Source organism: Heliomarina sp., from assembly GCF_052826185.1.
Genome location: NZ_JBRBUI010000016.1, coordinates 172757 through 191803 on the forward strand (window position 1 = coordinate 172757; position 19047 = coordinate 191803).

The window sequence follows — 19047 nt, forward strand, 5'->3', positions numbered from 1 at the left end:
GGGCCTTCGGGCCCCGTTTTCATTCGGCCTATGGCGCGGGGGCGGTCTTGCGCAGCTTTTCTTCGAGTATCTCGCCGTCGATCTTCAGTCGAACGGGCAGGGTGATCACCTTGCTGCGAAACGAAGCGGGCAGGCGCGCGGCGTCCTTTTCCGTCGTGACAAGTTGGGCGTTGCGATAGAACGCCTCTTTCTCAAGGCGCGTCAGCAGAGCGGTGGTCAGAGGCTGATGATCGTCGAGCGATTCAGCGCGGATCAGATCGGCGCCGAGACCGCGGAGGGTGGCAAAGAATTTTTCCGGGTGGCCAATACCGGCAAAGGCAAGAACACGGGCGTCGGACCAGTCCATCCCCGTCTGTAGCGGCTCGAGCACGCCGGTTGCATGGGGCAGCTTGATCTGGTCTCGCCATTGATCTGCAAAGGTCGTCTGTTTGTCTGCGGGGCCGATGGACAGAAGCACATCGGCTCGGGCAAGTCCGATATCTACCGGTTCGCGCAGGGGGCCGGCGGGCAGGCAACGCCCGTTGCCAAAACCCGTCGACGCATCGACCACGACGATGGAAAGATCCTTTGCCACTGATGGGTTCTGAAAGCCGTCGTCCAGAAGGATCACGGTTGCGCCGGACCCGGCGGCGGCGCGTACCCCGGCGGCGCGATCGCGTGAGACCCAGACTTCGGCAAAGGCCGAGAGCAGCAGCGGTTCGTCCCCGGTTTTCTCGGCTTTGTGTTCGGCCGGGATGACGCGGACAGGGCCGGTGAGAGAGCCGCCGTAACCACGGCTGACCACATGCGGTTCGTGTCCCATCCTCCGCAGGGTTTCGACGAGCCAGATGACGGTGGGCGTTTTGCCGGTGCCGCCCGCGTTCAGATTGCCGACGCAGATAACCGGGACGTACGCGCGAAATGGTGTTCCCTGTTTCAGGCGTCTTGCCGTTGCTGCCGCATAGAGATGGCCCAGCGGAGAGAGCAGGCGCGCCCGCCAATCGGGACTGTCGGGCGAGGTAGTCCAGAACTCAGGGGCGCGCATGTGCGGCGGCCTTTTGGTCGAGCCCGTCGATGATCTGTTCGATCAGCCCGTCGGTGAGTGCGGCGCTTTCGGTCACAACCTCCCATCCCGCAAGCGCCATCGCGGCAGAATGATCGGGGGCGATGAGGTGGATCAGCGCGGCTGCGAGGCTTTCGCCATCGTTTACGGTGCGCGCGGCACCGGCGGCCGAGAGGCGTGAATAGCTGTCGATATGGGCGCTGACATTGGGGCCGTAGATTATGGCCGACCCAAGCGCTGCCGCATCCAGCGGGCTGATACCGCGCGCGTCTTTTTCCAGAGAGCAGGCGAGAAAGGCCAGCGGAGCCACCCGGTACCAGAGGCCAAGATCTGCGGTGTCGGAACATATGATGATCTGGACATTGTCCTCGATGGGGTCGCCCTTGTCCCAGTCGGCGTATCGCAGTTGGCGCGCGGTGACCTTGGCTTTGAGCACTTCCATATCGTTGCGATCCGCCAGCGTCAGGATCAGAAGCAGACGGTGCGCCAGCCGCATGGCTGTACGATGCGCGGTCAGCACCATGTCGATTTCGGAACCCAATACCTTGACGCCAAGCCAGACCGGACGGCCACCCAGATCGTTCATGACATCGTCCATATCTTGGGAAAGGCAGTCCGGCGGCAAGGCGCTGGGGCGCAGGCGCGGGGCGACGGAAAGCTTGTCGGCTGCTATGCCAAGCCGCCTGATCGCATGCAGGGTGGAATCGTTGTTCACAACGATCTTGTCAAAGAAATCGAGCGTTGTCCGCGCCAGCGTGGGAATCCAGCTGCGTCGGTGGGGCTGCATATCTGCTTCGCTGACATCGCAGAGAATCATCGGGATGCCATGTTCCGATGCGCAGTTCACGAGGTTGATCATGAACCGTCCGCCTGCCCAGAGACAGACATCGGGCAGCCAGTGGTCGATAAAGGGCCGTCCGCCGGATGGATGATCGGATTCGAGGCCAAACACCCAGTCGACACCGTCCGGCGACCCGTCGGGCGACGGATGTTCCATCGCGGCACGATCAAAAGTCACAAGAACGTGGGTGTCGGGCCGTTGCTGGCGCATGCGAGCCGCAATGTCGCCAAGGGCGTCGAAACGCATGTGGTCCGTCGCATGCATCCAGACAAGTTCGCCCGTAGGGCGAGGCGGGAATTGCCACTGGGCGAGGCCAGCCTGATTACGCCGCGAAAGCGCCCGATAGGCCGCAAGACCCAGTGATTTTGCCAAGGCTCAGCCCAGCTCCTCGGTCGGCGAGGCCTGAGCCTCTTCGTCCCGCAAGCGGTGGATATGAGCGATGAAATAGCGCATGTGGGCATTGTCCACGGTGCGCTGGGCTTCGGATTTCCAGGCGTTGAAGGCGGTTTCGTAGTTCGGGAACATGCCTACGATGTGAATGTCGTCGACGTTCTTGAACTTGTTTTTCTGGGGGTCGACCAACTCGCCTCCAAAAACCAGGTGAAGTCGCTGAACCATCTGAAATCCCTTCGATTTGTACGCGATGCATCGCGGCGAAACTACGGTACTGACGATTTGCGTCAAGCCCGCGGGATGTCGCGGCGATGCTGTTTGAGCGATGTTGCGATCTGTTCGTGAATTGACCGGCCCGCCGCGATCAGGCCGTTCTGCATCGGGTGCGCGTTGTTGAACTGCAGGGTGCCGCCAGTCCGGTCGGTGCAAACAGCGCCGGCCTCACGCAGGATCAGGTCACCTGCCGCGATATCCCATTCCCAGCAGGGGCGCAGGGTCAGCATGCCATCGAACCGGCCTTCGGCCACCAGCGCCATCCGATAGGCCAGCGAGGGGCGATAGACGCGCCGGAACTCGGGAGAGGTATCCCCGGCCCAGTGGGAGGCGTTGAGAACCGGCCCGGCGGCAAGGATTTCCGCGCGGGAGAGGTCGCTGGATTCCTTTGGGCCGATGGGCTTTCCGTTCAGGAACGCGCCTTGGCCGAGCGAGGCGGAATAGAGAAGGTCGCGCTTTGGCAGGTAGATTACGCCAGCGATAACAACGCCTTGGTCGACGATAGCGAGCGCGTGCGCCCATGTGTCAGAGCCATCGACAAAGCTGCGCGTGCCGTCGATCGGGTCGATGATAAAGACCTTGTCGCGCGACAGGCGGGCATCGTCGTCTTCGGTTTCCTCGGAGAGCCAGCCATAGCCGGGACGGGCCGATTGCAACCTGTCGGCGAGGAGGTCATTGACCGCCAGATCGGCCTCGGTGACGGGGCCGGCGTCATCGGGCTTTTCCCATTTCTTCGCGGTTTTGCCGCTGTAGGTCAGGGCAACTTCCCCGGCGGCGCGGGCCGAGTCGATCAGCAGGTCGAGATCAGCTGCCTGCAAGTGTCATCCCCTCGACCAGCAGCGACGGTACGACGCGGCTGAGATAGGTGCGGGCGTCGTTGGCCGGGACGATCCGGCGCAGCATATCATGCAGGTTTCCGGCGATGGTGATTTCATTCACCGGGTAGGCGATTTCGCCGTTTTCCACCCAGAACCCCGATGCACCACGGGAATAGTCGCCGGTGTTGGCGTTGATCGTACTGCCGATCATTGACGTTACGAGCAGCCCGGTCCCCATTTCTCGGATCAGGTCCTCGCGGGTCTTGTCGCCCTGGGTCAGTTCGATGTTCCAGTTGACTGGAGATGGCGCGGAAGAAGTGCCACGCGCGGCATTTGCCGTCGACTCCATGCCGAGCTTGCGGCCACGCGACAGGTCGAGCGTCCACCCGGTCAGAATGCCGTTTTCCACGATGGAGCGTTTGCGCGTCGGCAGGCCTTCGCTGTCGAAAGGGCGAGAGCCGCCGATGCGGGGGCGGTGGGGGTCCTCGATGATCGAGAGATGTTCGGGCAGAACCTGCTCGCCCAGCTTGTCGATCAGCCATGAAGAACCGCGCGCCACCGCCGCGCCATTGGCTGCAGAGAGAAGATGACCGATCAGCGACGAGGAAATGCGTTCGTCAAAGAGTACCGGATAACTTCCGGTGGCCGGTTTGCGCGCCCCAAGCCGTTCCACCGCGCGCTCGCCGGCGCGTGTGCCGATTTCTTCCGCGCTGCGGAGATCGGATTGAAAGATGCGATGATCGCCGTCGACGTCGCGTTCCATCCCGGTGCCGCTGCCGGAAATCGCTTCGGCATAGAGCGAGCGGCTGGTGCGGGCGTATCCGCCAGCGAAACCGTTGGTGCAGGTCATGAAAACTTGCTGGGCGCCGTAGGCCGCGCTTGCCGAACTTACCTGCGACACGCCATCAACGGCCAGCGCGGCGGCCTCTGCCCGCAGGGCGTCCTTTTCGAGGGTTTCGGGGTCGGGCTCGGCGGATGGATCGGCGAGTTCGAGTGCCTCGATATCCCATTCCGTGGCCAGTTGCTCGGGGGCGGCCTGCCCGCAATAGGGGTCCTCGGGCGCTTCGCGCGCCATCGCAACGGCGCGTTCGGCCATTTCCGAGATGGTACGCGCGGAAACATCCGATGCTGACACCACAGCCTGGCGCTGGCCCAGCAGCACCCGCAGGCCAAGATCGGTTCCCTCTGCGCGTTCCGCATGTTCCAGCCGACCTTCGCGCACGTCGATCGAAACCGATGTCCCGCGCACGGCCAGTCCGTCGGCTGCGTCGGCCCCGGCTTTGCGAGCGGCGGAAATCAGGTCATTGGTCAGCTGTTCCAGCGATTGCGTCATGCTTGGTCCCGGTCAGTTGTGCTACCCGCCGGAGGTAGACCCGGCAGGTCTTGCTCGCAAGGGGGCAAATTGAAAGGGCCGCAGCTTGGCGGCCCCTTGGAATTTTTGATCGTGAGTGCCGCCTAGGGCGGGCGGAAACTACTTAAGACGCTGTCCGTTGGCCAAAATCTGGCCCTGTTCGTTGATCTCGATCTTGGACTTGAGCGAATCCGTTCCTTCGCCGGGGACGGCCAGCATGCCCATCATCATCCGTGCGCCCATGGCGTCCTGGGATGACACAAAGCCCATCTCGATCAGCTTGTCGAGCAAACCGTTCGCCCCGGTGAGGGAGAGATCCATTTCACCTTGGGGACGCGGAGCGCCACCAAAGCTTTCGAGATCGGAGTTATCGAAGGTAAAGCTGCCCTGGCCCTCGAGCTTTGCGCCAACCATGGAAATCAGCAGGTTGTTGATGTCGATCTCGTTCAACTCACCCGGCGGCGTGCCCATGGTTTCCATCTGCATTGCGGCCTCGGGATCGAGCATGTCGAAGGCAAGCGTCGCCTTGCCGGTGGTGTCTATCGAAACTGTTGCCGGATCGCGGGGCAGGGTGCCCTGGGGATCGAAGAGGTTCCAGAGCATATCGGACATCTTGAAGTCCTGAAGGTTCATCGCAAAGCTGAAATCCTGCGGGTCTTCGGTTTTTGCCACGGGGAGCAGGAAGCTGAGCGCGGCCTGAGCCGCTTCGATCGAGACCGGGAAGGGCAGTTCGGATGCGGTGACAGCGACCGTGGTGTTCTGGCCTTTCAGATCATAGCCGATATTGGTTGAATCCATCTGGACGGCCACGGACCCACCCTGAGACGATGTGGTCGCCGAGAATTCCTGACCGTCGCCAGACCCCTGAAGATCGCTATTACCGGCGCTGTAGGACATGTTGCCCTTCATCATGAAACCGGCAGCGAGCATGGCGGCCATGTCCGAATTATCGAACTCGATCGGCATTTCACCGGACCCGTTCATCGAAAGACCAGAAAGCTCCCCCTTGAAGCTGCCTGCATCGGTGGAATCCGGGTCAGAGAAGGTAAGGTCGTAGGATAGTGAATCTGCTTTGTAATCCTGCGTGAAAGAGCGCATGTCGCCCAAGGCAATCGTGCTTTCCCCATTCGACCCTTTCACGGAGAATTTCGCCTTGATCGCATCGGAGGCGTCCGGCTCGTCCTCGATTGAGAGGCTCGTGAGCTCAAAATCGAGCGTGTCCGAGGAATGCAAATAGGTGTACTGGCTCGGGTCGCCCGAGATGAGCATCTTGCCGTTCGAATGGGTCATCGTAACCACGGCATCCAGCTCTTCGGTGTCCGATCCCTCGACCTCGACGCTGATCGGCAGCGAGGCGGGGAAGATCGCATTGACCGTGCCGTCGTCGTTTTCCACCAGCGCCATGGACGGGATGCCCAAGGTTACAACCGTGTCATCCTCGGGGACGGGGATCATCAGTTTAAGGTTGCTGACGGTCAGCGTGTCACCGGACGTCTCGGTATCCGCTGTCACGTCATAGCCGGTCGAGGTCAGATAGCTATTCCACTCCTGCCAGACATCCTGTGCGGTCAGGTCGGCATAAGCTGCGGGCGCGGAAAGCGAACAGATGAGAGCAGCGCAACTGCCGTACCGGAAATAACGAGTCATAATCGAACCTCTTTGATGAGCCATCGCGGCATCGTCTGTTTTTGGGCCGGGATGGTCAAGGGGGGGCGCTTGAAGAGCGTATGGACCTGTAGGTGTCGAGTGCTTAACAAGAGCTGAAGATTGGAAAGAGGTGGGCGATGATCGAACTTGATAAAACGGACGGGCTTTGGGTCGTCACCATCAATCGGCAGGACAAGGCGAATTCCGTCACCGAAGCCATGCTGCAGGAAATGAGCGAAATCGCCGAGGCTGCTATCGACGCGCGCGGCTTTATCCTGACCGGACAGGGCAAGGTGTTCAGCGCTGGCGCCGATCTTGAAGAAGTGCGCAACAGCGGTCTGGCGGTTTCGGCCCAGTGGGAGCGGTTGTCGACCGCAATCGCTGCCCTGCCCTGCCTGACCGTGGCGGCCTTGAACGGCACTCTGGCGGGAGGGTCGATGGGGATGGCTCTCGCCTGCGATCTTCGTATTTCGGTGCCCGAGGCCAATTTCTTTTATCCGGTTCTCAAGCGGGGCGTCCTGCCGCAACCGTCGGATCCGATGCGCATGGCGGCCCTGATCGGTCCGGCGAGAACCAAGCTGATCCTGATGGGCGGTCAAAAAATCTCGGCTGAAACCGCGTACACTTTCGGGCTGATCGACAAGATCGTGCCGGGCGATGAACTCATGACCACCGCTCGCGATCTTTTGGCCGACAGTATCGCAGCCGATCCGGCACTTGTCGCCGGGATTTCGGGCATGTGCGGGCAGACTTAAAGCCTGCGTTTTCCGGGGATCTTGGATTGGAAACCGGGGGGACGCTTTGCAATCCAGCGAATGAATTTTTCAAGTCGCGGGTGCGTGCGCAGCGCCTTTATCGTCGAATAGGATCGGGCTAGTTCCGCTTCGCTGAGCGTGGCGTGGATTTCCCTGTGACAGATGTGGTGCAAAAGAACGGTCGGACCGCCCTTGCCACCTTTGAGTTTTGGAATCAGGTGGTGAAGGCTCTGAGCGACGTCAGGCGGAATAGGTCGCCTACAGAGGGGACAGATCGGATCAGTGTCGGTCATGAGGCTTGAACCATAGCAATACTCGGGGCAGATGTGGCGGCGATCCGGAGTTTGGCAAGGGCATAGCTTTGATGCGTGATGAAACGGGCGAAATCGAATGCGATGCGCTCGTCATTGGCGGCGGTCCGGCGGGGCTGATGGCGGCGGGTGAGCTTTCCCGCGCTGGACACAAGGTGCTGTTGGCGGAGGCCAAGCCATCCATAGGGCGAAAGTTCCTGATGGCCGGGAAATCGGGGCTGAACCTGACGAAGGTCGAAGATCGCGAAACGTTCTTGGCGGCTTATGGAGAGGCCGGCGCGGTTCTGGCGCCGATGCTTGACGCCTTTGGGCCTGATGCGGTTCAGGAATGGGCGCAGGGTCTTGGCCAGCCGGTTTTTACGGGTTCGACCGGGCGGGTTTTCCCCGAGGTAATGAAAGCCTCGCCGCTGCTCCGCGCTTGGCTGCGGGAGCTGGCGGAACGGGGTGTTGAGACGCATACGCGGTGGAGATGGGCAGGGTGGAATGAACGCTCTGCCCTGTTTGAAACACCCGATGGGCCAGTCCGGGTGCGGGCGAAAGCGACCGTTCTTGCAATGGGTGGGGCAAGTTGGAAACGGTTGGGGTCCGACGGGCTTTGGGCTGAAGTTCTGGCTGAAAAAGGCATCAGTCTAGCGCCGTTTGAACCGGCCAACGCGGGCATCTGCGTTGACTGGAGCAGTCATATGGCCCCCTACATGGGGCAGCCATTAAAGAACGTCGCCTTTCGTTCGGGTGCTTTTATGTCGCGTGGCGAGGCCGTTGTTTCTGAGCGTGGGTTGGAAGGCGGGGGCATTTACTCCGTTTCGCGCGGAGTGCGCGAAGGTGGAGCGCTGACGATAGACTTTTTGCCGGACCAGAGCGTCGAGGACGTGGCTGAAAGTCTGTCGCGGCCGCGTGGCAAGACGAGCCTTAGCAATCACCTGCGCAAAAGATTGAAGCTGTCACCGGTGGAGATCGCCTTGCTCAATGAATTTGCCCGGCCCTTCCCGGATGCACCGATGGAATTCGCGTCCCGCATCAAGGCGGTGCCTGTGCGCCACGCCGGTCTGCGCCCGATGGACGAGGCCATTTCGACCGCAGGCGGTGTGGCATGGCGAGCGCTCGATAACACTTTGATGTTCCGCGAGTTTCCCTCTGTCTTCTGTGCAGGAGAGATGATCGACTGGGAGGCGCCGACGGGGGGGTATCTTTTGACGGCCTGCCTAGCGACCGGGCGCTGGGCTGGGCGTGCGGCGTCGGACTGGTTGTCGAGTCGCTAAAGCTTGCCCAGCATGGCGAGTTTGATCAGCGCGCGTTCAACGACCGCCATCGCGGGCGCGGTCTGACCGGCTGAGCGCAATTGCAGATCGGTATCGGTGAGAACGCCAAGCGCAGTTTCCAGCTTGGGTGCGCCCCAGTTCTGGGCCTGCCTAACTATTCTGTCCCGACGCGGTCCGAAGACCGGCGGGCGCAGGCGACCGACCCCTTCGGTGGCACCGCCGGGATGTGAAGCGGCCGCGTAAAGCGTGCGGAAATGGCGCGTCGCGCCGATGCAAAGGCTGACCGCCGTGGTGCCCTGCGATTGAAGCCGCTGGATCAGCGGCCCGATTTCACCGCTGCGCGATTCCGCAACGACGTTCAGGACATCGTCAAGCGCAGCCTCGGTCGAGCGGGGGGCAACGGCCTCGATATCTTCGATCGAAAGCGGGGTGGAATCGCCGCGCTTGTAGAGCGTCAGTTTTTCCATCGTCTGCGTAAAATCGCCGGGTCCAAGTTCGCGGGCGAGATTGCCCAGAGCGGCCATGCTGTCACCGGGAATATTGGTAAGACCCGCGTCTGACAGGATTTTTTCGATCTCCGCACGGCTTGGCGGATCGTCGTAGATACCGACCGCATAGGCGTTACGGTGAGATTCGAACATCTTGCGTAGCTTGGACGATGCCTTGAGCGCGCCAGCGGTCACGATTATCTGGGCATCGCCCGGTGTCCAGTCATCAAGCGCGGCTGAAAGTGCTGGTGCGGAGTTGTCATTGGCATCTTCGACGAAAACCGCGCGGGTGCCGGGGAAGAAACCGACGGCCTTTACCGCATCTAACAGAGCTGCGGGATCTTTGCGCAGATCGGCCCCCATGATCCGGGTCAGACGCATTTCTTCCTCGGCGGTGGGTCCGAGTAGCGCCGCCAGAATCTGCTGGCGCTTGAGCGCAATGCGCATGGCATCCGCGCCGTAGATCAGCAGCCCGGTACTGTCGGCATCGGGTTTGGCAAAATAGCCGTTGGCATCGCGCGGGCTGAGTTTCATCCCGGCAGGTCCGCAAGCGTATAGATCCGTGCCGTGATACGGTCGGCGAGGCTGCTCATCAATCGTTCAAGCGCGTCAGATTCCGCGGCCAGCGTTTCGACGGTCGACCCTGTCGCGGAATATCCGGCGAAATCCTGAACTGTTCCCGATGCCACCAGACTGTCATCCGAAGCCAGCTTGAGTTCATAGCTGACCCGTCCGATGATGCTGAACCGCGTGATTTCGCCCGCCTCGGTGATCGCCTGCCCTTGCCGTTCTAAAACCGGCGCAAGGGTCAGGCGATAGACGTTGGCCTGCGCGCGGCCCAGCCTTTCTTCGAGATTCCGGAGGATCAGGTAGCCTTCTTCGGACTTGGGCGCGACAATCGTGACCTTGCCCTGCAGCGCAGCACCCGTGCCCCCCGGCGCATAGACCGGGGTAAAGCCGCAGGCGGCGAGCGCCATCGGCAGGGCAAGCAGGAAACGGCGGTTAAATGACAACATTCACGATACGACCGGGGACGACGATGATCTTTTTCGGCGCAGACCCTTCCAGCGCCTTTTTTACAGCATCGACTTCGAGCACGCGTTTTTCAACATCCTCTTTGCCCATTTCGGTCGGAACGCTGATTTCGGCGCGGCGCTTGCCGTTGATCTGGATTGGCAGGGTGACGGTGTTGTCCTGAATCATCGCGTCGTCAGGCGTTGGCCAAGCAGTTTTGGCCAGCAAACCCTCGCCACCGAGGATCGCCCAGATTTCCTCGGCGAGGTGGGGTACCATCGGCGACATGAGCTGGGCGAGCACGCGCAGGGAGGTCCATTTGACCCGTGCTGAGGCCTGAGACTTGTTGATCGTGTTCACGAAAGTATAGATTCGCGCGATAGCCGCGTTGAAGCCAAAGCTTTCAATGCTCTTGGTCACTTCGTCGATGGCTTTGTGAGTCGTGCGCAGCAGTTCGTCGTCCAGCGGATTCTGGCCGAGCTGCATGGAATCCATCAGGTCCTGCAGCGATTTGTCGAGTTCACCGACACCGGCATCGCGCTGATCCGCAAGGTCGCGGGCCATGCGCCAGACCCGCACGAGGAATTTATGCGCGGCTTCTGCGCCTGCTGCGGTCCATTCCACGTCGCGTTCCGGCGGGCTGTCTGAGAGCACGAACCAGCGGGCCGTGTCCGCGCCATAGGCCGAGATGATATTGACCGGGTCGACCACGTTTTTCTTCGATTTCGACATCTTGGCCGAAGGGATGATTTCAACTTCGGTTCCGTCGGCGAGTTTGCCGTCGGTCACGTCCTCGGGCAAGTGATAGACCGGGCGGCCTTTTTCGTCGCGGGTCTGGTAGATCTCATGCGTGACCATGCCTTGGGTGAAAAGCGCATCGAAAGGCTCCCGGCTTTTCTCGGGCAGATGGCCGGTTATGTGCATCGCGCGGGCAAAAAAGCGCGAATAGAGCAGGTGGAGAATCGCGTGCTCGATGCCGCCGATATACTGGTCGACATTCATCCAGTAGTCGGCGTCTTCGGCAGAGGTCGGCGTATCCGCATGGGGCGAGGTGAAACGCGCGTAATACCACGAGCTGTCCACGAAAGTGTCCATCGTGTCGGTTTCGCGTTTCGCGGGCTTACCGCAGGAAGGGCAGGGCACGTCGCGCCATGTGGGGTGGCGGTCGAGCGGGTTGCCGGGGATGTCAAAGCTCACATCGTCGGGCAGTTCGACCGGCAGGTTTTCTTTCTTTTCAGGCACCACGCCGCAATCAGCGCAATGAACGACGGGAATCGGGCAGCCCCAATATCGCTGACGGGAAAGGCCCCAGTCGCGCAGACGATATTGGGTTTTGCCCTCGCCCCAGCCGTTTTCTTCGGCAAAGGTGATGGTCGTATCGATGGCCTCTTGGCCAGTCGCCTCTTGGAGGCCGGCGAAGTGGTTGATCCATTTCACCTTCTGGTCCTTCGGCGGTACATAGGCCGTCTTTACGATCCGGAAGTAGCGATGCGTTCCGCTCTGGTCTTTGACCTTGGCGATGCAGTCACTGGCGAAATCGGCGTCAGGCATGGTGTCGGGCGCGATTTCGCAATCGTCTGGCATAAAGGTTGCGACGACGGGCAGATCGTATTTGCGGCAGAAATCGAGATCGCGCTGGTCATGGGCGGGGCAGCCGAAAATCGCGCCGGTGCCGTAATCCATCAGGATGAAATTGGCGATCCAGACCGGAAGTTCCCAATCGGGGTCAAGCGGATGGCGAACCGTGAGGCCGGTGTCAAACCCAAGCTTTTCAGCGGTTTCCAGCTCTTCCGCCGTGGTGCCACCCTTTTGACAAAGCTGGCGGAAATCGGCGATCTCGGGGCGTTCGGCGGCAAGTTTGCGCGCCAGCGGGTGATCCGGAGAGATGCCGACAAAGGAAGCGCCCATCAGCGTGTCGGGGCGCGTCGTGTAAACGGTGACCGGATCAAAACCGTTCTGTACCATATCAAAGGAGAATTGGAGACCTCGGGACTGACCGATCCAGTTTTCCTGCATCAGGCGAACCTTGGCAGGCCAGTTGTCCAGATCATCCAGCGATTCGAGCAGGTCGCCCGCCATCGAGGAAATCTTGAAGAACCATTGAGTCAGTTCGCGCCGTTCAACCTCTGCCCCCGAGCGCCAGCCTTTGCCATCGATTACCTGTTCATTCGCCAGAACGGTCATATCAACCGGATCCCAGTTCACGACAGCGTTCTTGCGGTCGACCAGTCCGGCGTCGAGCATGTCGAGGAAAAGCGCCTGCTGCTGGCCGTAATATTCAGGATCGCAGGTCGCGAATTCGCGGCTCCAGTCGATGGAGAGGCCCAGCGGTTTCATCTGGGCGCGCATTTCGGCGATGTTGTTGTAGGTCCATTCCTTGGGGTGGCCGCCCGTGGCCATCGCGGCGTTTTCGGCCGGCATCCCGAAGGCGTCCCATCCCATCGGGTGCAGGACATTATGTCCGGTCAGCGCCTTGTAGCGCGCGATCACGTCGCCCATCGTGTAATTGCGCACGTGACCCATATGGATTCGGCCAGACGGATAGGGGAACATCTCGAGCACATAATATTTGGGCCGCGCGGCATCGCGCTGTGCCTTGAAAATGCCGGATTCTTCCCAGGCGCTTTGCCATTTAGCTTCGATTTCCGCAGGCGAATATCGCGACATGCCGTGTAGTCCCTCAAGTGAAAACGCCGGGCTGGAACCCGGCGTGGTAATAATCGCTGGCGCTTTAGGTGGCCAGACCCTAGCGCGTCATGGTTTCCGTCGCCTTACAACTTCCGGTCGCGGATGCGCAACTGCCGCGCCCGGGCCAGAATGGCGTCTTCGACGGCGCGAGTCGTTGCGGGGCTGACGGCGCCGTTCCGGCTTTGTAGCGAGAGGTTCAGCGAGCGCGCATCAAGCGCGGGGTCGCGGACGTGAACGGTCGCGCGGTAGGAACGTCCGCCGCCCGGCGGGGTGCCATAGCCAGTGATGATAACACCGGTGAACGGGTCAACCGATTGAACCGGAAGGAAATTCAAGACGTCGAGGGACGCGGCCCAGATATAACGGTTCACGTTTACAGTCTGGTCACCCGAGTCAGGACCGAATACATCCCAGATCGAGGACTTGGCGTAAGTTTCCACATTGCCTTCGCGTCCGAGCTCTACACCACCCGGAGGCGCGGAATTGGCTGTCGTCGTCGAAACGCCGCGCGATCGGTTGCCGCCACATGCTGCAAGCCCGGCGCAAAGCGCGAGAATCAGGGTAGCCTTTAAAGGGCGGTTAAACGTCATATTCCAGTCCCGACAATGCCTTTGGCAAAAGTCCTACCCAAGCAAGTGTCGGGGAGCAAGACCAATGTGGCCGCGAATGATCCAGCGCGAATCCATGTCCGGGGCCAGACGAACCTTTATATTTCAGGCGATTTTGCGGAGATCCGCCCGTGTAATCCGGGGGTCGAGGAAACTGTGGCAAAGCTGCACCATCCGCCACGACTTTGCCGCATTGGGTTTCGCGGCTCTTGCCAAAATGACCCCTAAAGAGCGAAACCCCACTGCATACCACGCCAGATTCTCTGGTTTGGGCGTATGATTTGAAACCGAGGGAAAACAACGATGAAAAAGGTTCTCTTCCTGTCGACTGCAATGATCGCCGCAGCGAGCATGGCAGCAGCCGACGTCCGGATCAGCGGTTACGGCCGTTTTGGTCTTGATTACAACGACCGCAACGAGCGCACCGGCACCAACGGCGCTGGCCTGCCCGCAAACGGCGTTAGCACCACCAACATCACCAGCCGTCTGCGTCTGCAGTTCGACATGTCGACCGAAACCGACGGTGGCGTGACCCTGGGTGCTCGCTTCCGTGCACAGGCTGAAAGCCGTGACAACAATCCTGGCGGCGCGACCTTCAACGGCGCACGTTTCTACGCGACCTACGGCGGCTTCACGCTGGGTGTTGGTAACATCATCGGCGCGATCGAAAACATGTCCGGCCTGTACCTCGAAACCCGTACCGCAGGTATCGGTATCGACGGCGCTGGCTTCCACAGCCTCGTGACCAACGTCAACAACACCTTCTTCGACTGGGACGCGTACTCCTCGTCCGGCGCTGGTGCAAACGGCATCGAAGTCCTGTACTCCGCAGGTGCCTTCTCGGGTCACGTTTCCTACTCGACCGACAACGGCCCGACTTCTGTTGACCGTATCGCTGTGAACGTTGCTTACAGCTTCGGCGACTGGACAGTTGCAGCTGCTGCTCAAGACTCCGACATCATCGGCGAAGACAAGGCCGTTCTGGCTGTCTACGGTGACATCGGCGCCTTCGGCGTTCGTCTGGCCTATGCCGACAACGACGGCATCGACAAATTCGGCCTCTACGGCAACATGGATATCGGCGCAGCGTCGAACATCCTGCTGTTCGTGACTTCGGAAGATCAAGCCGATGCCGGCGCGATCGCTCAGGGCCGTGACAACCGTGACAACAGCGTAGCAAACGCTGGCGACCTCGGTGGCGAAGGTGAATCCTACGGTATCCACTACTCCTACGACCTGGGTGGCGGCGCTTCCTTCGAAGCAGGCGCGGTTCGTTCCTCGAACGACCAAACCCAAGTTCAGGCTGGTGTGTACTTCAGCTTCTAAGCTGCGGTCATCACGCTTGACGTGATTTGGGCGGGTCTTCGGACCCGCCCTTTTCTTTTGCGCCATACTGGTGTTTGTCTGCCGCAAGACGAACAAGAATGGATGGCGTCATGTCCCTTGAAGAAATTCAAACCCGTATCCGCGCGGCCGAGGAAAAAGCGGGCCGCGAGGCCGGTTCTGTCAACCTGATCGCCGTGTCAAAGGTTCAACCGGATGAGCGGGTGCGTGCGGTGCTGGAACAGGGCCACCGGCAATTCGGCGAAAACAAGGTGCAGGAAGCGGCAGGCAAATGGCCAGCGTTTCGCGAACAGTTCGATGGAATCACGCTGCACCTGATCGGCCCTTTGCAAACGAACAAGGCCCGTCAGGCGATGGAGCTTGCCGAGGTTATCCATTCGGTGGACCGACCCAAGTTGGCAAAGACGATTGCGCGTCTGGCGCAAGAGATGGGCAAGTGCCCCGACCTGTTCATACAGGTCAACACCGGCGAAGAAGAACAGAAAGCAGGCGTCATGCCGCGCGATGCGGATGCTTTCGTTGCGGAATGCCGTGGCCTCGAGCTTCCGGTTGCCGGGCTGATGTGCATTCCGCCTGTCGATGAAGAGCCATCTCTCCACTTTGCACTGCTGGCAAAAATCGCGGAGCGCAACGGTTTGAGCGGTCTTTCGATGGGGATGAGCGGCGATTTTGAATCTGCCATTGCGCAGGGTGCGACGCATGTGCGGGTCGGTTCGGCCCTCTTCGGTGAAAGGGATTACACCTAAGCTACGATCAGACGCGTTCCCGGCACCAAACGGGCGCATATCGTTGCCAGATGGTCCCGTCGCAACGCGATGCAGCCTTCGGTCGGGTAACCGGGGCGCCGCCACTGGTGAATGAAAATGGCAGATCCCCTGCCAGGCTTTGCATGAGGCCAGTTCCAGTCTGTCACCAGCACGATGTCATACAGCGGGTCTGACCGGCGCAATTGCTCGTGGCTAAAGTGATGCGGTACACGGACCTGCAGATTGTATTCGGGATCCTTTACGTCGTCAGACCATAGATCACCGGGATGAATCGGAACCGCCCAATCGGCGGGGCACGCGAGGCGGTCCGGACGGTATAGCATACCTACGATCCGGTGAATGCCGCGCGGTGTCGCGCCATCGCCTTCGCGTTTGCTTTTCGTGATGCCGCCCCGCCCGATAGAACAGGGGTAGCGTTGGTTGCCAAATCTGAGTCCCAGCGGCGTCAGAACAAGATCGTCACGACTCATAAGAGATGGCCCGATTTGCGCGCTTTTGTGGCAAGATATCCTTTGTTGAAGGCGGTTTCGCCAACCTTCAGCGGCACGCGCTCGGCCACATGCACGCCGTTCTTCATCATCATCGCCAGTTTGTTGGGGTTGTTCGTCAAGAGCCGGACAGAACTGAAACCCATTTTCTTGAGGATATCCGACCCAAGCCGGAAATCACGTTCGTCGTCCTCAAAGCCAAGGCGGTGATTGGCCTCGACCGTGTCGAACCCCTGATCCTGCAAAGAGTAGGCGCGCATCTTGTTGGCAAGTCCGATGCCACGCCCCTCCTGGTTGAGGTACAGCAGCACACCGGTGCCCTCAGCACCCATCTGGGCGAGCGCCCCGCGCAACTGTGGCCCGCAATCGCACTTCAGCGATCCCATGACATCGCCGGTGAAGCAGGCTGAATGAAGGCGGGCAAGAACCGGTTTTGCCCGGTCCGGACGGCCGATTTCGATGGCATAATGCTCTTCGCCGCCGTCATCGGGCCGATAAATGTACAGCCGGCTTGCCTCAGACACTTCAATTGGTAACCGGGCGCTGACCACTTCGTGCAGGGTGCCGGGTTGCAAGAGGTGGGGCGCAGCATCGGCATGTTCGATAAGGGTCAACCCGTGACGAGCCGCGAATTCCTGCCCGCGCGGCAATTCCACTGTGACGGCGGCGGGCAGCAGCCGGGCCGACTTGGCCATCTTGATCGCGAGGCGGTGCAGATTCGCGTTGCCGCTGCGCGCCGACACGAGCGGTCCCTTTAGGGGCATGCGCAGATCGTCGGCCGGGTTCGCGACAGATTCGATCCAGGCCAGATCGGCATCTTGGGGCAGGATCACGCGCGCAAGATCGCCATCGTAAGGTCTCGCCTTCAATGTTTCGGCCCGCCGCGAGGTAATCGCAAGCGTGGCTTCGCTGTCGAGTTCCCGCAGATCCGCAAGGCGCTCCGCCGTCAGAACTTCGGCGGATATGGCAAGGATCGCCCCGTCGGGGCCGTTGAGAACAATCGGCAGGCCCATACGCAGATCGGCCCTTGCGCGCGCCAGAAGTTCCGAGATGTGCGGCGCGAAGCTCATGACCACTGTCCTTGCTGAAGTCCGAGACTTACCTAAGCCTTCTTTCTGTCAATGTGAAACAATTCGCGCGATATGCACACGTGAGCGTGAAAGAATTGAAGCAAAACTTGTCTTCCCCACCCGGTCGACACATTTCGTTTACCAGCACAGGAGAAATATTCATGGCGCAGCTCAAAAAGATTTTGCTGGTAGACGACGATGACGATTTGCGTGAGGCGCTGAGCGAACAACTGGACATGACCGAGGATTTCGACGTGTTCGAAGCCGCCGACGGCGCAAGTGCAATGGAACGAACCCGCGAAGGGCTATTCGATCTGGTGATTCTCGATGTCGGATTGCCTGATACGGATGGGCGTGAATTGTGCAAAAGAATGCGCAAACAAGGCGTAAAATCTCCGATTTTGATGCTAACTGGCCACGACAGTGACTCGGATACGATTCTGGGTTTGGATGCCGGCGCGAATGATTATGTCACAAAACCATTCAAGTTCCCCGTATTGCTGGCGAGAATTCGCGCGCAGCTTCGGCAGCATGAACAATCGGAAGATGCTGTATTTCAATTAGGGCCGTATACTTTCAAACCGGCCATGAAGATGCTGATCACCCAAGATGATCGCAAGATTCGCCTGACGGAGAAAGAAACCAATATTCTCAAGTTCTTGTACCGCTCCACCGAAGGTGTCGTGGCGAGAGAAGTGCTCTTGCACGAGGTCTGGGGATACAATGCCGGGGTAACGACACATACGCTGGAAACGCATATCTATCGGCTTAGACAAAAAATCGAACCGGATCCTTCAAATGCGCGTTTATTGGTAACAGAAAGCGGCGGATATCGTTTGGTTGCATAAATTCTTCAATCTCAGGTTGCGTAATTCTGTTCACAGAACTTAAATGGTGATTATGGTAGTTTTAGATATCCCGCGCATATCCGGGTTACGATATGCACCTCCCTGTTGGACTGGCCGGGCCTCGTGCCCGGCCTTTTTTTATTTTCCGTACCTGCAAGCCTTCCGACTGACTGATTTGGTCAGCATTCGGGTTTCGCTGCCCGGCGAACTCCCCTAGGGTCGCCGACACCGAAATCGGAGATTGCTCATGTCCTTCACGCTTGCCACCTGGAACATCAATTCGGTCCGGCTTCGAGAGCCGCTTGTTCTCAAGTTGCTGTCCGAGGAAAAGCCGGACGTCCTGTGTCTTCAGGAATGCAAATCGCCAATGGAAAAGATCCCTCTCGAGGGGCTCAAGGCGCTTGGCTATACCCATGTGATCGGGCGCGGGCAAAAGGGTTATAACGGTGTCGCGATCTTCTCGCGTTTGCCGATCCGTGAGGTCGCAGCCAACGATTACGCCTCGCTTGGGCATGCGCGACACATTGCCGGGCAGCTCGAAAACGGAGTCACGATCCACAATTTTTACGTCCCTGCCGGTGGCGACAAGCCCGACCGGGAGATTAACGAGAAATTCGGCCAGAAACTCGACTACCTGACCGAGATGCGCGACGCGTTCCATTCCGACAATCCAAAGAAGTCCATCCTTGTGGGTGATCTCAACATCGCCCCGCGTGAGGACGACGTCTGGAACCACAAGCAGCTTCTGAAGATCGTGAGCCACACGCCGATAGAGGTTGAGCATCTGGGAGCGGCGCAGGAGGCAGGCAACTGGGTCGACATTACCCGTCAGGATATTCCCGAAGGCTTGCTCTATTCCTGGTGGTCCTACCGGGCAAAGGACTGGTCGGCAGCGGACAAGGGCCGCCGGCTGGATCACATCTGGGCAACGCCGGATATCTCGAACGCGGCGCATTCCAGCCGGATCCTGCGTGACGCACGTGGCTGGGAGCAGCCCAGTGACCATGCACCCGTCTTCGCGACATTCGATCTCTGAACGGGG

At 60.0% G+C, this 19047-nt stretch carries 19 protein-coding genes; 6 read left to right on the top strand and 13 right to left on the bottom strand.

Translation table 11 applies throughout. The features are described from left to right. Positions 1 to 28: 28 nt before the first annotated feature. From lpxK to ACU0FH_RS04165, 6 genes are all read right to left on the bottom strand, one after another. Positions 29 to 1024: a tetraacyldisaccharide 4'-kinase gene (gene lpxK / locus ACU0FH_RS04140; protein ID WP_446193484.1), complete on the bottom strand. Its 996-nt coding sequence runs from the start codon at positions 1022 to 1024 to the stop codon at positions 29 to 31. Continuing rightward, the gene (locus ACU0FH_RS04145; protein ID WP_446193485.1) at positions 1011 to 2255 is read right to left on the bottom strand and encodes a 3-deoxy-D-manno-octulosonic acid transferase; all 1245 of its coding nucleotides are present in this window, start codon (positions 2253 to 2255) and stop codon (positions 1011 to 1013) included. The genes lpxK and ACU0FH_RS04145 overlap by 14 nt, the downstream gene beginning before the upstream one ends. A gap of 3 nt (positions 2256 to 2258) precedes the next feature. Continuing rightward, the gene (locus ACU0FH_RS04150) at positions 2259 to 2501 is read right to left on the bottom strand and encodes a DUF4170 domain-containing protein (protein ID WP_088632974.1); all 243 of its coding nucleotides are present in this window, start codon (positions 2499 to 2501) and stop codon (positions 2259 to 2261) included. 62 nt (positions 2502 to 2563) lie between these two features. Further along, positions 2564 to 3367, bottom strand: a complete 804-nt coding sequence (locus tag ACU0FH_RS04155; protein ID WP_446193486.1) for an inositol monophosphatase family protein — start codon at positions 3365 to 3367, stop codon at positions 2564 to 2566. Continuing rightward, positions 3354 to 4700, bottom strand: coding sequence for a TldD/PmbA family protein (locus ACU0FH_RS04160; RefSeq protein WP_446193487.1), 1347 nt, complete (start codon positions 4698 to 4700; stop codon positions 3354 to 3356). The genes ACU0FH_RS04155 and ACU0FH_RS04160 overlap by 14 nt, the downstream gene beginning before the upstream one ends. Positions 4701 to 4838: 138 nt before the next feature. Beyond that, complete coding sequence (locus tag ACU0FH_RS04165; protein WP_446193488.1) at positions 4839 to 6365, bottom strand: DUF2125 domain-containing protein; 1527 nt, start codon at positions 6363 to 6365, stop codon at positions 4839 to 4841. A 137-nt stretch (positions 6366 to 6502) separates the two neighbouring features. Here ACU0FH_RS04165 and ACU0FH_RS04170 point away from each other — a divergent pair, with 137 nt between their 5' ends. Further along, positions 6503 to 7120, top strand: coding sequence for an enoyl-CoA hydratase/isomerase family protein (locus ACU0FH_RS04170; protein WP_446193489.1), 618 nt, complete (start codon positions 6503 to 6505; stop codon positions 7118 to 7120). Here ACU0FH_RS04170 and ACU0FH_RS04175 read toward each other — a convergent pair. Continuing rightward, positions 7117 to 7413: an HNH endonuclease gene (locus ACU0FH_RS04175; protein ID WP_446193490.1), complete on the bottom strand. Its 297-nt coding sequence runs from the start codon at positions 7411 to 7413 to the stop codon at positions 7117 to 7119. The two genes, ACU0FH_RS04170 and ACU0FH_RS04175, sit on opposite strands and share 4 nt — an antisense overlap. 71 nt (positions 7414 to 7484) lie before the next feature. Here ACU0FH_RS04175 and ACU0FH_RS04180 point away from each other — a divergent pair, with 71 nt between their 5' ends. Beyond that, positions 7485 to 8690: a TIGR03862 family flavoprotein gene (locus tag ACU0FH_RS04180; protein ID WP_446193491.1), complete on the top strand. Its 1206-nt coding sequence runs from the start codon at positions 7485 to 7487 to the stop codon at positions 8688 to 8690. Here the strand turns inward: ACU0FH_RS04180 and holA are convergent. The 4 genes from holA to ACU0FH_RS04200 form a co-directional block, all read right to left on the bottom strand. Next, positions 8687 to 9712 carry a DNA polymerase III subunit delta gene (holA, locus tag ACU0FH_RS04185; RefSeq protein WP_446193492.1) on the bottom strand — a complete coding sequence of 342 codons (1026 nt, stop codon included), beginning with the start codon at positions 9710 to 9712 and terminating at the stop codon, positions 8687 to 8689. The genes ACU0FH_RS04180 and holA overlap by 4 nt on opposite strands. Then, a complete protein-coding gene (gene lptE, locus ACU0FH_RS04190; RefSeq protein WP_446193493.1) occupies positions 9709 to 10194 on the bottom strand; it encodes an LPS assembly lipoprotein LptE in 486 nt (161 codons plus the stop codon). Before lptE ends, holA begins: the two co-directional genes overlap by 4 nt. Next, complete coding sequence (gene leuS / locus ACU0FH_RS04195) at positions 10181 to 12859, bottom strand: leucine--tRNA ligase (protein WP_446193494.1); 2679 nt, start codon at positions 12857 to 12859, stop codon at positions 10181 to 10183. Before leuS ends, lptE begins: the two co-directional genes overlap by 14 nt. A gap of 104 nt (positions 12860 to 12963) precedes the next feature. Next, entirely contained in the window at positions 12964 to 13470 is a 507-nt protein-coding gene (locus tag ACU0FH_RS04200; protein ID WP_446193495.1) for a DUF3576 domain-containing protein, read from the bottom strand. 321 nt (positions 13471 to 13791) lie between these two features. Here ACU0FH_RS04200 and ACU0FH_RS04205 point away from each other — a divergent pair, with 321 nt between their 5' ends. Beyond that, positions 13792 to 14814, top strand: a complete 1023-nt coding sequence (locus tag ACU0FH_RS04205) for a porin (RefSeq protein ID WP_446193496.1) — start codon at positions 13792 to 13794, stop codon at positions 14812 to 14814. Between the two features lie 110 nt (positions 14815 to 14924). Beyond that, on the top strand, positions 14925 to 15578 hold the full coding sequence (locus tag ACU0FH_RS04210; protein WP_446193497.1) for a YggS family pyridoxal phosphate-dependent enzyme: 654 nt from the start codon (positions 14925 to 14927) through the stop codon (positions 15576 to 15578). On the opposite strand, the gene ACU0FH_RS04215 is transcribed toward ACU0FH_RS04210, so the two are convergent. Continuing rightward, entirely contained in the window at positions 15575 to 16069 is a 495-nt protein-coding gene (locus tag ACU0FH_RS04215) for a L,D-transpeptidase family protein (protein ID WP_446193498.1), read from the bottom strand. The genes ACU0FH_RS04210 and ACU0FH_RS04215 overlap by 4 nt on opposite strands. Next, positions 16066 to 17157: a GTP cyclohydrolase II gene (gene ribA, locus ACU0FH_RS04220; RefSeq protein ID WP_446193499.1), complete on the bottom strand. Its 1092-nt coding sequence runs from the start codon at positions 17155 to 17157 to the stop codon at positions 16066 to 16068. Before ribA ends, ACU0FH_RS04215 begins: the two co-directional genes overlap by 4 nt. Positions 17158 to 17318: 161 nt before the next feature. Here ribA and ACU0FH_RS04225 point away from each other — a divergent pair, with 161 nt between their 5' ends. Both ACU0FH_RS04225 and ACU0FH_RS04230 read left to right on the top strand, forming a co-directional pair. Next, positions 17319 to 18005, top strand: a complete 687-nt coding sequence (locus ACU0FH_RS04225; protein ID WP_088632989.1) for a response regulator transcription factor — start codon at positions 17319 to 17321, stop codon at positions 18003 to 18005. A 247-nt stretch (positions 18006 to 18252) separates the two neighbouring features. After that, entirely contained in the window at positions 18253 to 19041 is a 789-nt protein-coding gene (locus ACU0FH_RS04230; protein WP_446193500.1) for an exodeoxyribonuclease III, read from the top strand. Positions 19042 to 19047: the final 6 nt, after the last annotated feature.

Excerpts from the sequence above, each read along its gene's own strand:
- ACU0FH_RS04225 (WP_088632989.1), top strand. The coding sequence starts at position 17,319 with ATGGCGCAGCTCAAAAAGATTTTGCTGGTAGACGACGATGACGATTTG.
- ACU0FH_RS04205 (WP_446193496.1), top strand. The coding sequence starts at position 13,792 with ATGAAAAAGGTTCTCTTCCTGTCGACTGCAATGATCGCCGCAGCGAGC.
- ACU0FH_RS04230 (WP_446193500.1), top strand. The coding sequence starts at position 18,253 with ATGTCCTTCACGCTTGCCACCTGGAACATCAATTCGGTCCGGCTTCGA.
- ACU0FH_RS04180 (WP_446193491.1), top strand. The coding sequence starts at position 7,485 with ATGCGTGATGAAACGGGCGAAATCGAATGCGATGCGCTCGTCATTGGC.
- ACU0FH_RS04150 (WP_088632974.1), bottom strand. The coding sequence starts at position 2,501 with ATGGTTCAGCGACTTCACCTGGTTTTTGGAGGCGAGTTGGTCGACCCC.
- ACU0FH_RS04165 (WP_446193488.1), bottom strand. The coding sequence starts at position 6,365 with ATGACTCGTTATTTCCGGTACGGCAGTTGCGCTGCTCTCATCTGTTCG.
- lptE (WP_446193493.1), bottom strand. The coding sequence starts at position 10,194 with ATGTTGTCATTTAACCGCCGTTTCCTGCTTGCCCTGCCGATGGCGCTC.
- leuS (WP_446193494.1), bottom strand. The coding sequence starts at position 12,859 with ATGTCGCGATATTCGCCTGCGGAAATCGAAGCTAAATGGCAAAGCGCC.
- ACU0FH_RS04160 (WP_446193487.1), bottom strand. The coding sequence starts at position 4,700 with ATGACGCAATCGCTGGAACAGCTGACCAATGACCTGATTTCCGCCGCT.
- ribA (WP_446193499.1), bottom strand. The coding sequence starts at position 17,157 with ATGAGCTTCGCGCCGCACATCTCGGAACTTCTGGCGCGCGCAAGGGCC.
- ACU0FH_RS04200 (WP_446193495.1), bottom strand. The coding sequence starts at position 13,470 with ATGACGTTTAACCGCCCTTTAAAGGCTACCCTGATTCTCGCGCTTTGC.
- lpxK (WP_446193484.1), bottom strand. The coding sequence starts at position 1,024 with ATGCGCGCCCCTGAGTTCTGGACTACCTCGCCCGACAGTCCCGATTGG.
- ACU0FH_RS04170 (WP_446193489.1), top strand. The coding sequence starts at position 6,503 with ATGATCGAACTTGATAAAACGGACGGGCTTTGGGTCGTCACCATCAAT.
- ACU0FH_RS04175 (WP_446193490.1), bottom strand. The coding sequence starts at position 7,413 with ATGACCGACACTGATCCGATCTGTCCCCTCTGTAGGCGACCTATTCCG.
- ACU0FH_RS04215 (WP_446193498.1), bottom strand. The coding sequence starts at position 16,069 with ATGAGTCGTGACGATCTTGTTCTGACGCCGCTGGGACTCAGATTTGGC.
- holA (WP_446193492.1), bottom strand. The coding sequence starts at position 9,712 with ATGAAACTCAGCCCGCGCGATGCCAACGGCTATTTTGCCAAACCCGAT.
- ACU0FH_RS04210 (WP_446193497.1), top strand. The coding sequence starts at position 14,925 with ATGTCCCTTGAAGAAATTCAAACCCGTATCCGCGCGGCCGAGGAAAAA.